Here is a 13,131-nt window from a genome sequence, read left to right on the forward strand (position 1 = left end):
CTATTGACAGAACGCCAACAACTGCTCACTCTGGTGCGCAGCCCATCGACATCAGGGAGAGGAACCCGATGACCACCGCCGAAACCGACCGCGGCACCGACGCCGAGTCGGAGCTGCAAGGCCTGTCCGAACTGGCCCGCGCCTTCTTCGCGAACACCGTCGCGCCGCATCGTGAGGAGTTCGCCGCGCAGGGCTTCCCGAGCCGGGAGGTCTACCGGCAGGCCGGCGAACTCGGGCTGCTGTGCATGTCGATTCCCGAGGAATACGGCGGCGGCGGTGGCACTTTCGCCCACGAGGCCGTGCTGTTCACCGAGCAGGTCAGGGGCGGCGATTCCGCCATGCAGCTCGGCGTGCACACCGGCATCGTGCCGCACTACATCCTCGCCTACGCCTCGGAGGAGAACAAGAAGCGCTGGCTGCCCAAGCTCGCCTCCGGCGAGTGGATCGGCGCCATCGCCATGACCGAGCCCGGCACCGGCTCCGACCTGCAGAACATCGCCACCAAGGCGGTCAAGGACGGCGACGACTACGTCATCACCGGCGCCAAGACGTTCATCTCCAACGGCCGCAACTGCGACCTGCTGATCATCGCCGTCAAGACCGACCCGACCCAGGGCGCCAAGGGCGTGTCCCTGGTGGTCGCCGAGGTCGCCGACGATACCCCCGGCTTCGAGCGCGGCAGGCTGCTCAAGAAGATCGGCCAGAAGGGCCAGGACACCACCGAGCTGTTCTTCGACGGGCTGCGCGTGCCGCAGGCCAACCTGCTCGGCGCCGAGGGCGAGGGCTTCATCCAGCTCATGCAGCAGTTGCCCCAGGAGCGGCTGATCTGCGGCGTCGCGGCCGCCGCGGCGATCGAGGCCGCCGTCGCCGAGACGCTGGCCTATGTCAAGCAGCGCAACGCTTTCGGCAAGCCGCTGTTCGCCATGCAGAACACCCGCTTCGAGCTGGCCGAGTGCGCGACGATCGCCGAGGTGGTGCGCACCTTCGTCGACGCCGCGGTCGAGAAGCACTTGCGCGGCGCGCTGGACGTCAAGACCGCCGCGATGGTCAAGTACTGGACCACCGATCAGCAAACCCAGGTGATCGACCGTTGCGTCCAGCTTCACGGTGGCTACGGCTACATGGAGGAGTACCCGATCGCCCGGATGTGGGCCGACGGCCGCATCTCGCGCATCTACGCCGGCGCCAACGAGGTCATGAAAGACCTCATCGCCCGCTTCCTCTGACACCCGGAGCTGATCGAGCCCGTGACACCGACCGGCGGCGTCACGGGCCTCGGGCTGGCAGGATCGACGCGTGACTACCGCGAACCTGACCCGTTCCGAGACCGCCGCGCGATCGGCCGCGGTCACCGTCCGCGACTACCGCGTCGACCTCGACCTGTCCGGCGCCACCGACCACGCCGGGGACACCTTCGCCACCACGACCACCGTCGAGTTCGACGCGACCGTGGACGCAACCTGGCTCGACTTCCTCGGCGCCTCGGTCGAATCGGTGACGGTGAACGGGCAGGACGCAGCCGTCGACTACGACGGGGCCCGGCTCGTGATCGGCCATCTCGCCGAGACGAATACGGTCGTCGTGCGCGCCACGGGCCGGTACAGCCGCTCCGGAGAGGGCCTGCACCGATTCCTGGACCCGGCCGACGGCGCGACCTACCTCTACACCCAGTACGAGCCCGCCGACGCGCGTCGCGTGTTCGCGTGCTTCGAACAGCCGGACATGAAGGCGCCCTTCACCTTCGTGGTGACAGCGCCCGCCGGCTGGGAAGTGGTGTCGAACCGGCCGATCGCCGCGACCGAGGACGGCGAGTCCTGGCAATGGGTCGAGTTCTCCCCCACCCTGCCGATCTCCACCTACATCACCGCGATCGCGGCCGGTCCGTATCACCGCGTCGAATCCTCGTGGACGCGAAACGAACTCACGATCCCGCTCGGCGTCCTCTGCCGCGCCTCCCTGGCAGGCCACCTCGACGCCGACACGATCCTCGAGGTGACCGAGCAGGGCTTGGACTTCTTCGCCGAACACTTCGGCTACCCGTACCCCTGGGGCAAGTACGACCAGATCTTCGTGCCCGAATACAACCTCGGCGCCATGGAGAACCCCGGCCTGGTCACCTTCACCGAGGCCTACGTCTTCCGCGGCGCGGCCACCGCCGCCCAGTACGAGGGCCGGGCCAACACGATCCTGCACGAGATGGCGCACATGTGGTTCGGCGATCTCGTGACGATGGTGTGGTGGGACGACCTGTGGCTCAAGGAGTCCTTCGCCGACTACATGGGCGCGCTCGCCAGTGCCGAGGCCACCGAGTGGACCGACGCCTGGGTGGCCTTCGCCAATCGCCGGAAAGCGTGGGCGTATTCGCAGGACCAGCTCCCGACGACGCACCCGATCGTCGCCGATATCGGCGACCTCGAGGCCGCCAAACTCAACTTCGACGGCATCACCTACGCCAAGGGCGCCAGCGTACTCAAGCAGCTGGTCGCCTATGTCGGCCGCGAGGAGTTCTTCACCGGCGTGCGCCGGTACTTCCGCACGCACGCGTTCGGCAATACGACGTTGGCCGAGCTGCTGACCGAACTGTCCGCGGATTCGGGTCGCGATCTGGCCGGCTGGGCCCGGGCCTGGCTGCAGACGACCGGGATGTCGACGCTGACGCTCGACGGCGGCGAGATCGTGCAGACCGACCCGCGTCCGCATCGGCTCGCCGTCGGACTCTACGACTTCGACGTCGCCGGCGATCTGGTGCGCCGCGATCGGGTGGAGCTCGACATCGTCGCCGACCGGACGCCGCTCACCCTCGATCCCGCGCCGCTGCGCCTGCTCAACGACGGCGATCTCACCTACGCCAAGGTCCGTCTCGACGCCGAATCGCTGGCCACCGTGGAACGGTCACTGGACCGGGTCATCGACCCGCTGGCCCGCGGATTGATCTGGTCGGCACTGTGGAACGCCGCGCGCGACGGCGAGCTCGAGGTCGAGCGGTATCTGCGGATGGCCCGCGATTTCGCGCCCGCCGAGTCGAACACCGCACTGCTCGCCGCGGTGCTGGCGAACGCGTCCTTCGCCATCGGCCACTACCTGCCCGCGGCGGACCGCGACCGATGGCGCGGTGACTGGCTCGAATCCTGCTGGGCCACCCTGCATTCGGCGGCACCGGGTTCCGGTGACCAGCTGGCCTGGGCGCGGGCCACCGCCACCGCCGCCACCGTCGACGGGCGCCGTGCCGCCGACATCCGGGGCATCCTCCTCGGGGCGACGCCCGCACCGGACGGTCTGGCCCTCGATCCCGACCTGCGCTGGCTGCTGTGGACCGCACTCGCCACCACGGGCGACGCCACCGAGGCCGACCTGGACACCGAACTCGCGAGCGACGGCACCGCCTCGGGCCGGACCGCGCACCGCCGGGCCCTGGCCGCCCGCCCGGAACCGGAGGTGAAGGCCGCCGACTGGGCCGCGGCGCTCGGCGACACCACGCTGACCAACGATCACCTCGACGCCGTCATCGACGGGTTCCGCGCGGGGCAGCGCCGTGATCTCATCGCCCGCTACGACGCCGAGTACTTCGCGGTGCTGCGGGAGGTCTGGGAGCAGCGCAGCATCGAGATCGCGCGGCGCATCGTACTCGGCCTGTTCCCGGCCACCGACTCTCTCGACCAGGTCGACGCCTGGCTGGCCGCGAACGCCGGCGCGCCGGGTGCGTTGCGCCGTTTGGTGGTCGAACAGCGCGACCATCTCGCGCGCGATCTGCGAGTGCGCGCGGGCGGCCGGTAACTCACGGCCCCGACCTCGCACACCGAGGTCGGGACCGCCGCCGCCCGACGTACGCTGGGTGCGCGGACGGACCGACCAGCGGAGGAGACAGGTGTGACGACGAGTTCGGCGCCCCGGACCACGGTGGACGAGGTGCTGGCCGAGCTGGCCACCTTGGCCGACGCGAAGATCCTCGCGGTCAACGAACGGCACGGCGACGATCATGCGGTCAACCTGACCAAGCTGCGCGCGGTGGCGAAGGCGCTCAAAACCCGGCACGAGCTAGCCGGTGACCTCTGGGCGACCGGCGACACCGCGGCCCGGCTCGTCGCGATCCTGATCAGCCGCCCCAAGGCCTACACCGCGGCCGAGCTCGACGCCATGCTGCGCGACGCCCGCGTCCCGAAGGTGCGCGATTGGCTCGTCAACTACATCGTGAAGAAGAATCCTCACGTCGAGGAACTGCGCACCCGCTGGTTCGCGGACCCCGACCCTGTCGTCGCCGCCGCGGGCTGGGCGCTGACCAGCGACCGCGTCGCGAAAACCCCCGACGGACTCGACCTCCCGCACCTGCTCGACCTCATCGAGCAGCAGATGAAGGACGCCCCGGACCGCCTCCAGTGGGCCATGAACGAATGTCTGGCGACCATCGGCATCCACCACCCCGACCTGCGCCCTCGCGCCATCACCATCGGCGAAACCCTCCGCGTCCTCGAGGACTACCCCACCCCGCCCCACTGCACCTCCCCCTACGCCCCGATCTGGATCACCGAAATGGTCCGCCGCCGCGCCCAGACCTAGTCGCGGGCAAACCCCACCAGAACTGGAATCACCCTGGTTCACTTAAGGCGTGATCCATCGCCACCTCAGCGCCACCCTGATCCTCGCCGCCGCCGTCGTGACCGCCCTCGGCGCCCCGGCCGCCGCCCAGACGCCCTCCTCGGGCAGCGCCACCGGCTCGAGCGACCTACTGAACTCCGTCACCTGCCTGATCCTGAAGCCCACCTGGCCCTACGCCAACTGCCCCTGATCGTCGCAACCCGCCGGTCACCTCACCCGGCGGAGTCCCGGCCTGTCACGCCGAGACGAATGATCAAGCGGGACAGCCAGTCCCGGGCGGCGGGCTGGTCGTTGTCGAGCAGGAGCTGGACGGTGACGCCGTCGTAGGCGGCGACGACCGAGTGGGCGAGTTCGGCGATCGAGCCGAGTTCCGGGGGCACGGTGAATCCGCTCGCGGCGAGTTTGTCGGCGATGGCCGCGCGCAGCTGGGCGCGGTGGGTGATCAGCCGGGCGGCGATCTCAGGACGGCGGGCGGCGTGCGTGAGGAAATCGGTCTTCACCAGGAGCCAGTCGCGGTCGAGGAGCAGGGTGGCCGCGAGGCGGTCGACGAACCCGCGCACGTCGGCGGGATCGTCGACCGCGGCCAGCGCGGCGCGCACCTGCTCGGTGATCAAGGTGGCGCGCTGGTCGTAGAGGACGAAGAACAGCTCCTCGAGGCTGTCGAACTGGGAGTAGAACGCACCCCGGGTGTATCCCGCCGCACCGCACACGTCCTCGATGCGGACCAGCCCGAAACCCTTCTCGGCGAACACGGCGAATGCGGCCTCGAGCAGGCGCGCTCTGGTCTCGGCCCGGCGCCGGGTCACGCGGGGTGGCTTGGCCGTCTCGGTCGTGTTCACGGATTGACGATACCTCTCCTCATTCGATGCATTAGCGTATCGGATACAGCAGTGAAGCTTTTGCGGAGAGTGGAGGTAGTCCGGATGGATGCCGATGTCATCGTGGTCGGTGCGGGCCTGGCCGGTCTGGTCGCGACCCACGAGCTGACGCGCCGGGGCAAGCGCGTCCTGGTGGTCGACCAGGAGAACGCGGCCAACCTCGGCGGGCAGGCATTCTGGTCCTTCGGCGGGATCTTCCTGGTCGACAGTCCCGAGCAGCGCCGATTGGGCATCCGGGACTCGCTGGAGCTGGCCTGGAACGACTGGTCCGGCAGCGCCGGATTCGACCGGCTCGACGACGAGGACAGCTGGGCCGCCCGCTGGGCCCGCGCCTACGTCGAGTTCGCCGCGGGCGAGAAGCGTTCGTACCTCACCGATCTCGGTATCGGGTTCGTGCCGTCGGTCGGCTGGGCCGAGCGCGGCGATCTGCGCGCCGACGGCCACGGCAACTCGGTCCCCCGCTTCCACGTGGCCTGGGGCACCGGTACCGGCGTGGTCGGGCCGTTCACCGAGTCCGCGCTGCGCGCCGCGGACCAGGGACTGGTGACCTTCCGGCATCGGCACCGCGTCGACGATCTGGTGTGCACCGACGGCGCGGTCACCGGCGTGCGCGGGGCGATCCTGGCCGACGACGACGCCGACCGCGGCGCACCGTCCAACCGCGACGTGATCGGCGAGTTCGAATTCCGCGCCGCCGCGGTCGTGCTCGCCACGGGCGGCATCGGCGGCAACCACGAGACCGTCCGGCGACACTGGCCCACGCGCCTCGGCGCGCCGCCGGCGACCATGATCACGGGCGTGCCCGCCTATGTCGACGGGCGCATGCTCGACATCGCCGCCGACGCCGGTGTCCGGCTGGTCAACCGGGATCGCATGTGGCACTACACCGAAGGCATCCGCAACTGGAACCCGGTCTGGCCCGAGCACGCGATCCGGATCCTGCCCGGTCCGTCGTCGTTGTGGTTCGACGCGCTGGGCCGGCGCCTGCCCGCTCCCTACCTGCCCGGCTACGACACCCTGGGCACGCTGCGCTACCTGCGCACCACCCCCGACCTGGCCGCGCACGACCATTCCTGGTTCGTCACCACGCAGCGGATCGTCGCCAAGGAGTTCGCGCTGTCGGGGTCGGAGCAGAATCCCGACATCACCGCGAAGAACCGGGTCGGCATGATCCGGGAGCGCGTCTTCAGCAAGGGTGCGCCCGCGCCGGTGGAGGCGTTCAAGGAGCACGGCGCGGACTGGGTGGTCGCCGACACTCTCGACGAGCTGGTCGCGAAGATGAACACGCTCACCGCGCAGCCCCTGCTCGACCCGAACCGACTCCGGGAGCAGATCGTCGCCCGGGATCTGCAGGTCGACAACGCCTTCAGCAAAGACGCCCAGATCCAAGGCATCCACAACTCGCGCCGCTACCTCGGCGACCGGATCACCCGCACCACCGCACCGCACCGCATCCTCGATCCGGCGGCCGGGCCGCTGATCGGCGTGAAACTCCATGTCCTGACGCGCAAGTCGCTCGGCGGCATCCAGACCGACCTCCACTCGCGGGCACTCGGCGCCGACGGCACCCCGATCCCCGGCCTGTTCGCGGCGGGTGAGGCCGCGGGCTTCGGCGGTGGCGGCGTGCACGGCTACAACGCCCTCGAGGGCACCTTCCTCGGCGGGTGCATCTTCTCCGGGCGGTCGGCGGGCCGGGCGGCCGCCGACGCCTGACAGCGAAACAGGCACGGCGCCTCCGAATTCCGGAGGCGCCGTGCCGCTACCGCGTCGGCCGATCAGGCGTCGCGCACCGCCGTGACGATCGCGACCACCGCCGCGGACAGCGCGGCGATCACGACTCCGGCGAGGACGACCGCCGCGCCGAAGATCGCGAACTGCGCCCAGCCCACCATGAGGGCGGCCACACCCAGGATCACCACGGCCGCGTCGACGACCACCGCGGCCAGCACGAGATCATCGCGGTCCAGCAGGCGCGGGGTCAGCGCGACGGTGGCCAGGCCCAGCAGGACCGATACCAGCCCGGCCGCGACGAAGACCGGAACGGCCATTCCGGTGCCGACGTCGGCTCCCAGGATCAGCGCGGCGAAGAGGACGATGCCGTACAGGACGCGAATCGCGCCCACTCCGCGCAGCGTCCACGAGGGCACATCGACGGGGGCTCCCCCGGTGGTGGAGGTCTGGGTCGCGTACGCCATGCGCACGGTTGCCACCTGGCTGGTCATATCCGCTCCTTCGACATTTTCACACCTGCGTGCAATTGCACGCTATTGTGAAAATACGCCCGGTGCACAAGCGTGTGCAAGCGGTCGTGGGGGGACTCACAGACCCCCGGCTGCGTGCCCGACGGCACACCCGGATCTCCTCGCGGACAGCGTGTTTCGAGGTGCGATCGCTGCCGCGAGACCGCGGTCAGTGCCGCGCGGCGACGTGCGCGATCTCGGCGGCCGCGCGGCGATCGACGCCCGTCGCGAGCAGGCACGCCAGGGCCGCGTCCCGCGCGGCGTCCGCATCGACCCACTCACCGTCGCTGTGCGCGTTCAGCAAGGCGAGCACCAGCGCCGTGAGTACCCTGGACACCGCCGCGGGCGGAAGGTGATCGGCGAAGGTTCCGTCGGCTTGACCAGCGGCTATCAAGGTGACCAGGCGGGCGCGAACGGGCGCGAGCCGGTCGGTCATCCGCGCCCGCGACCCGGCTTCCTCCAGGCGGAGCAGCAGCTGGAACCCGTCGCCGACGGCCCACAGCGCGACCGCCATATCGGCGATCGCCCTGGCGGGCGGTTGCGCGGTGTCGATACTGTCCAGCGCCCGATCGACCTGCTCGAAGGCTTCGTCGAGCATGCCGTCGATCAACGCTTCCCTGGTGGGGAAATGACCGTAGAGGGTGCGCCGGACCATGCCCGCGGCGGCGGCGATGTCTTCCATGCTCGCCAGTGGATTACGCAACAACTCGTCCCCGGCCACAGCGATGATCCGTCGCCGGTTGGCCAGTGCGCGCGGCCCGAGGCCTGCGGTGGTCGAGTGCGTCGTCGCAGTCACGTACGTCCTTTCACCCACCACCCTCCCACACCTGCGCAAAGGTGTGCAAAATTGCGGCGGCAGCGGACCGAGCCGTCCTGTGCTGATTGCCCCGGCACTCTCGGGGCATTCGGTCCACATGACCCGAATTCGCCGACCCGTCGCGGAGCGCTGACGTGCTGGTTGTGCGCGCTCCGCGCGTGTACCGCCCGCAGGCCGACACCTGGTTGCTGTGCCGAGCGCTGCGCGAGCTGTCACCGGTGGGCGGTGGACGCGTGCTGGACGTCTGCGCCGGCACCGGCGTGCTGAGCCTGGCCGCCGCCGCGGCGGGGGCGCACAGTGTCACAGCGGTCGACCTGTCCTGGCCCGCGCTGATGTCGACCTGGCTGAACTGTCGCCTCCGTGGCGTCACGGTGCAACTGCTGCACGGCGATTTCACCGCCGCACTGCGGCTGGCGCGATTCGACCTCGTGCTGGCCAACCCGCCGTATGTCCCCTCCGCGGCGCACACCGCCCGCGGCGCCGCGCTCGCCTGGGACGCGGGACCCGACGGCAGGAATGTGCTCGACCGGTTGTGCGCGACGCTGCCCGATCTGCTCACCGAACGCGGCGTCGGGTTGATCGTGCACTCGGCGATGAGCGATACCGACCGCAGTCTGGCGCAGCTGCGCGATCGCGGTGTCGATGCCAGGGTGGTCACCTCCGACACCATCTCGTTCGGGCCGGTCCTGCGCTCGCGCGCCGGTTGGCTGGCCGCGCAGGGCCATCTCGCGCCCGGACAGCGTCACGAGGAATTGGTGGTGATCCGTGTCGACCGAACATCGTGTCCCGTCGGTGACCACTCCTGAGCCGAGGCGCGTCGTCCTCGTCGACAGCGGCCCCGCGTTGATCGACGGTCCGGTCGATCTGGTCACCCCCGACGGCAGCGTGCTGCACTGCGATCGGTTCCGGGTCGCGCTGTGCCTGTGCAAGCGCTCCTCGATCTACCCGCTGTGCGACACCAGCCATCGCCTGCGCCGTCGGCGCGAACAGGCGGACTCGGCGTGAGGACCGTCGACGTCGCGCCCCACCGCCAGTTGCCCGCACCGCGCGGTGACCTTTCCGCCGGGGTCGTCGAATTGCTGACACTCCCACCGGGTTCCACCGCGCCGACCGGCGCCGGGCACGACCCCTACGGCGACGATCTGCTGCTGGCCCTGCACACCTGCTATGAACTGCACTATCACGGCTTCGCCGGCGTCGACGACGACTGGGAGTGGGATCCGGGCCTGCTGCGCTTGCGCACGACCCTGGAGGCGGACCTGCTCGCGGCCCTGCGCGCCGATGTTCCCGGCGGCGCCGATGTCACCGGCGAACTCGACCGCCTCCTGGAACCGTCACCCGAGGGCGTCGGCATCGCCGGATTCCTCGCCGAGCAGGGCACCGCCGATCACCTGCGCGAGTACTTCGTCCACCGCTCGATCTACCACCACATCGAAGCCGACCCCTACGCCTGGGTGATCCCGCGGCTGCGCGGGACGGCGAAGGCGGCGCTGGTCGCGGTGGAGTTCGACGAGTTCGGCGGCGGCCGAGGCGAGCGCGTCCACGCGCGGCTCTACGCCGACCTGCTCGCCGGCGCCGGGCTCGATCCCCGCTATCTGCACTACCTGGATGTGGTGCCCGCGCCGATGCTGGCACTGGTCGACATGATGTCGCTGTTCGGACTGCATCGTGGCCTGCGGGCCGCCTCGATCGGGCATTTCGCGACCGCCGAGATCACCTCGTCGCCGGCCTCGCGCCGCTTCGCCGAGCTCGCCCGCACCCTGCTGCCGGACCCCGCGTGCGCGCACTTCTACGCCGAGCATGTCGAAGCCGACGCCGTGCACGAGCAGGTGATGCGCCACGACGTCATCGGCGCGCTGCTCGATGCCGAACCCGACGCCGCCGCCGCCGTCGTGTTCGGCATCCAGGCGACCTCGCTGCTCGAGGACCGCTTCGCCGACCACGTGCTGAGCTGCTGGGCGGCGGAGCGGACATCGCTGATCGCGGGGCGGGATCAGTCGATCGGCGGCCTGACCGCGTCGTCGACGCAGGTGTAGTAGCGAAACAGCTGGCGGACACCGACCAGTTCCAGTGCGCGCTCGGCCGCCGCGCCGCCGGTGACCAGGCGCAGTTCGATCCCGTGCCGCCAGGCGTCGGCTTTGATCTCGGCGAGCGAGGCGGCGACGCGAATGCTCAGGAATTCGGTCTCGCGCAGATCGAGGACCATCACCCGGGTTCCGGAACTTCGCGTGCGATCCAGCAGTGCCCGCAGTTGGGGTCGATGGGCGGCATCGAGCTCAGGACCGGCGAACAGGACCCAGCAGCCGGGCCGACCGGCACGTCGCAATCGCCGCGCCACCCACCCACGCGACGATCCGAGGTACCAGCGCAACCGGCTCGCATGCCGACGACCAGCGACGACAGCCATGGGGCCTCCCGCTCGAGAGGGCGTTGCGGACCGCCGCGGGGCACCGCGACGGACCGGGGTGGCTGGACGTCTCAACCTGGATTGATTCTGGCACGCGCGTGCACCGCTGTCACTGCGCGGGCATCGGCTCCTCGCCGAGGGCCTGCTCGCGCAGCGACCCCAAGGTGCGCGCGAGGATTCGCGAGACCTGCATCTGGGAGACCCCCAGGCGCCGCGCGATCTCGCTCTGCGTCAGATTCTCGTAGAACCGCATCACCAGCACGCGGCGCTCCTCGCTCGGCAGCGCGGCGATCAGCGGGCGGACCGCGATCGCGTCCTCGGTCAGCTGATAGCACGGCTCGTCGGCACCGAGGGTGTCGGTGATCGGCTGGGCGGAGTTGTCACGATCGTCCTGGGTGAACCCGTCGATCGAGTTGGTCTGGTACCCGTTGCTCGCGACGAGCGCCCTGGTGACCTCGACGAGGTCGACATCGAGTTCGGCGGCGAGCTCCTGGGCGTTGGGGACGCGGCCCAGGCGCTGGGACAGGTCCTCGGTGGCCGGGCCGATCAGCTGCTGGATCTCCTTGAGCCTGCGCGGGACGTGCACGGCCCAGGTGCGGTCCCGGAAATGCCTGCGGACCTCCCCCATGATCGTGGGGATCGCGAAGGACAGGAAGGTATAGCCGCGGGTGACGTCGAACCGGTCAACAGCCAGCAGGAGTCCGACCCGAGCGGTCTGCTCCAGATCGTCGAACTGCTCCCCGCGGCCGGTGAATTTCCGGGCGATGTGATCGGCCAGCGGCAGACACAGGCGGATGACTTCGGCCCGGACGGCCGCGTAGTTCTCGTCACCGGGCGGCAGTGCTCGCATCTTCTCGAACCAGGGTTCGATGTTGTCGTAGCTGTCACCACGCGAATGGGATCGCTGGGCGGTCGAGTGTTCGGCTGTGGGGGCTTCCAATGTCATCGCCAGTTGCCTCGCTTCCGGGCGGTGTTCTCGGATATCTCCGGTATACCCCTTCCGGCGGGAAACTATGCGTGGATCAGGACGCCGCTGGTCCGCGCACCCGGCGGATCCAGCCGAATTCGACGGCGGTCGGGTAGCCGTTGCCGCGCGGATCGAAGTCTTCGTAGTGGGTGCTCAGCGCGTCGGTCAGGGTGGCGACGACGTGCCAGCCGAAGGCGTTCTCGTCGATCGCCACCGGGGTGCGGGCGTGGGTGGCGATGCGGGCACCGAGCGCGCCGTCGCCGCCGGTCAGCGTGCATTCGATGACGGCCGCCGGCGCGGCGACCAACACCAGGGCGGTGACCACCTCGTCCACCGCCAGCAGCAGATCGGTGATCTCGTCGAGGGCGAAACCCTCGACGAGCAGAACGGTCTCGGCCAGCGCGTGCGCCATGGTCAATTGATCGAGTTCGGCCTGGACCTGGAATCCGACCGTTCTCGATCGCGGCGTCGTCTCACGATCTTCGTCTCGCACGCGCCGCCTCCCTCGCACACCTCCACCGAATGGTCGCAGACTACCCCGCGTCCGCTGTCCTTCTCGCACAGGACAATCCGGGCATCACTTCGGGTCGTTCCCGGTCGACTCCGGTTCGTCGGGCCGCTTCGGGGACCGTCTTCGGTTCAGCAGAACTACCGCGACGACGACTACGAGCGCAATGATCAGCAGGACCTCCATACGGCGCGCGTACCCACCACCGCCGACCTCAATCGCGATGGATCACGCGAAGTACTTCGCCGGGGTCACGAAGGCATCGATGACCCGAGCACGGGAGTCCCGCGCGGGAATCCGTGGCCACGCGCTGTTTCCCCCTCCCGACGCCGGGTACGGCCACGATGAACGAGATCGGACCTCACCGCAGGAGGGAGCGGTCATGCCGCAGCAGGCGTGGAGCGACAAGCGCGAACGCCAGTACCAGCACATCAAGCAATCCCAGCGCGACCGTGGCGTCGGCGAGGACAGGGCAGAGGAGGTCGCCGCCCGCACCGTCAACAAGGAGCGCGCCCGCGCGGGGGAATCGAAGACGTCGAGCAGACTGTCCCGGACGGATATGTCCTCCGGGCGACGCGGTGGTCAGCGTGCGCACCGGAAGGGACCGCGCGGGCTCACCCGCGATCAGCTCTACGAGGAAGCCCGGAACCGCAATATCGAGGGCCGCTCGAAGATGAACAAGAAGCAGCTGGCCCACGCGCTGGGCCGGGACTGACCCCTC

The 13,131-nt window shown here is 69.8% G+C and carries 15 protein-coding genes; 9 read left to right on the forward strand and 6 right to left on the reverse strand.

What is annotated here, in order from left to right:
* Positions 1–68 precede the first annotated feature (68 nt).
* The 4 genes from Q7X29_RS18780 to Q7X29_RS18795 all read left to right on the forward strand — a co-directional run bounded on the left by Q7X29_RS18780 (position 69) and on the right by Q7X29_RS18795 (position 4,783).
* Positions 69–1,226, forward strand: coding sequence for an acyl-CoA dehydrogenase family protein (locus Q7X29_RS18780; protein WP_316574869.1), 1,158 nt, complete (start codon positions 69–71; stop codon positions 1,224–1,226).
* Positions 1,227–1,296: 70 nt separating this feature from the next.
* Entirely contained in the window at positions 1,297–3,774 is a 2,478-nt protein-coding gene (gene pepN, locus Q7X29_RS18785) for an aminopeptidase N (protein ID WP_316574870.1), read from the forward strand.
* A 93-nt stretch (positions 3,775–3,867) separates the two neighbouring features.
* The gene (locus tag Q7X29_RS18790; RefSeq protein WP_316574871.1) at positions 3,868–4,554 is read left to right on the forward strand and encodes a DNA alkylation repair protein; all 687 of its coding nucleotides are present in this window, start codon (positions 3,868–3,870) and stop codon (positions 4,552–4,554) included.
* Between the two features lie 49 nt (positions 4,555–4,603).
* Positions 4,604–4,783 carry a hypothetical protein gene (locus Q7X29_RS18795; RefSeq protein WP_316574872.1) on the forward strand — a complete coding sequence of 60 codons (180 nt, stop codon included), beginning with the start codon at positions 4,604–4,606 and terminating at the stop codon, positions 4,781–4,783.
* Between the two features lie 22 nt (positions 4,784–4,805).
* Here Q7X29_RS18795 and Q7X29_RS18800 read toward each other — a convergent pair whose 3' ends face one another.
* Positions 4,806–5,432, reverse strand: a complete 627-nt coding sequence (locus Q7X29_RS18800; protein WP_218720356.1) for a TetR/AcrR family transcriptional regulator — start codon at positions 5,430–5,432, stop codon at positions 4,806–4,808.
* Between the two features lie 84 nt (positions 5,433–5,516).
* Between Q7X29_RS18800 and Q7X29_RS18805 the strand changes: the two genes are divergently transcribed.
* On the forward strand, positions 5,517–7,184 hold the full coding sequence (locus tag Q7X29_RS18805; RefSeq protein WP_218720358.1) for an FAD-binding dehydrogenase: 1,668 nt from the start codon (positions 5,517–5,519) through the stop codon (positions 7,182–7,184).
* Positions 7,185–7,246: 62 nt separating this feature from the next.
* On the opposite strand, the gene Q7X29_RS18810 is transcribed toward Q7X29_RS18805, so the two are convergent.
* On the reverse strand, positions 7,247–7,693 hold the full coding sequence (locus Q7X29_RS18810) for a hypothetical protein (RefSeq protein WP_218720359.1): 447 nt from the start codon (positions 7,691–7,693) through the stop codon (positions 7,247–7,249).
* Between the two features lie 187 nt (positions 7,694–7,880).
* Positions 7,881–8,507: a TetR/AcrR family transcriptional regulator gene (locus tag Q7X29_RS18815; RefSeq protein WP_316574873.1), complete on the reverse strand. Its 627-nt coding sequence runs from the start codon at positions 8,505–8,507 to the stop codon at positions 7,881–7,883.
* A gap of 155 nt (positions 8,508–8,662) precedes the next feature.
* On the opposite strand from Q7X29_RS18815, the gene Q7X29_RS18820 reads away from it, so the two are divergent.
* Genes Q7X29_RS18820 through Q7X29_RS18830 form a run of 3 tightly spaced genes read left to right on the forward strand, consistent with a single transcriptional unit; the run spans position 8,663 to position 10,564 of the window.
* Positions 8,663–9,334, forward strand: a complete 672-nt coding sequence (locus Q7X29_RS18820) for a HemK2/MTQ2 family protein methyltransferase (RefSeq protein ID WP_316574874.1) — start codon at positions 8,663–8,665, stop codon at positions 9,332–9,334.
* Positions 9,321–9,533 carry a CDGSH iron-sulfur domain-containing protein gene (locus Q7X29_RS18825; protein WP_218720364.1) on the forward strand — a complete coding sequence of 71 codons (213 nt, stop codon included), beginning with the start codon at positions 9,321–9,323 and terminating at the stop codon, positions 9,531–9,533. The genes Q7X29_RS18820 and Q7X29_RS18825 overlap by 14 nt, the downstream gene beginning before the upstream one ends.
* Positions 9,530–10,564, forward strand: a complete 1,035-nt coding sequence (locus Q7X29_RS18830) for an iron-containing redox enzyme family protein (RefSeq protein WP_316574875.1) — start codon at positions 9,530–9,532, stop codon at positions 10,562–10,564. Before Q7X29_RS18825 ends, Q7X29_RS18830 begins: the two co-directional genes overlap by 4 nt.
* On the opposite strand, the gene Q7X29_RS18835 is transcribed toward Q7X29_RS18830, so the two are convergent.
* From Q7X29_RS18835 to Q7X29_RS18845, 3 genes are all read right to left on the reverse strand, one after another.
* Complete coding sequence (locus tag Q7X29_RS18835) at positions 10,522–10,935, reverse strand: STAS domain-containing protein (protein WP_316574876.1); 414 nt, start codon at positions 10,933–10,935, stop codon at positions 10,522–10,524. The genes Q7X29_RS18830 and Q7X29_RS18835 overlap by 43 nt on opposite strands.
* A 109-nt stretch (positions 10,936–11,044) precedes the next feature.
* Positions 11,045–11,881, reverse strand: coding sequence for an RNA polymerase sigma factor SigF (locus Q7X29_RS18840; RefSeq protein WP_255588271.1), 837 nt, complete (start codon positions 11,879–11,881; stop codon positions 11,045–11,047).
* Positions 11,882–11,957: 76 nt separating this feature from the next.
* Positions 11,958–12,395, reverse strand: a complete 438-nt coding sequence (locus Q7X29_RS18845) for an anti-sigma factor (RefSeq protein WP_218720369.1) — start codon at positions 12,393–12,395, stop codon at positions 11,958–11,960.
* 397 nt (positions 12,396–12,792) lie between these two features.
* On the opposite strand from Q7X29_RS18845, the gene Q7X29_RS18850 reads away from it, so the two are divergent.
* Positions 12,793–13,125, forward strand: a complete 333-nt coding sequence (locus tag Q7X29_RS18850) for a plasmid stabilization protein (protein ID WP_218720370.1) — start codon at positions 12,793–12,795, stop codon at positions 13,123–13,125.
* Positions 13,126–13,131: the final 6 nt, after the last annotated feature.

The sequence above is a fragment of the Nocardia canadensis genome (assembly GCF_032656385.1).
GTDB classification, from domain to species: domain Bacteria; phylum Actinomycetota; class Actinomycetes; order Mycobacteriales; family Mycobacteriaceae; genus Nocardia; species Nocardia canadensis.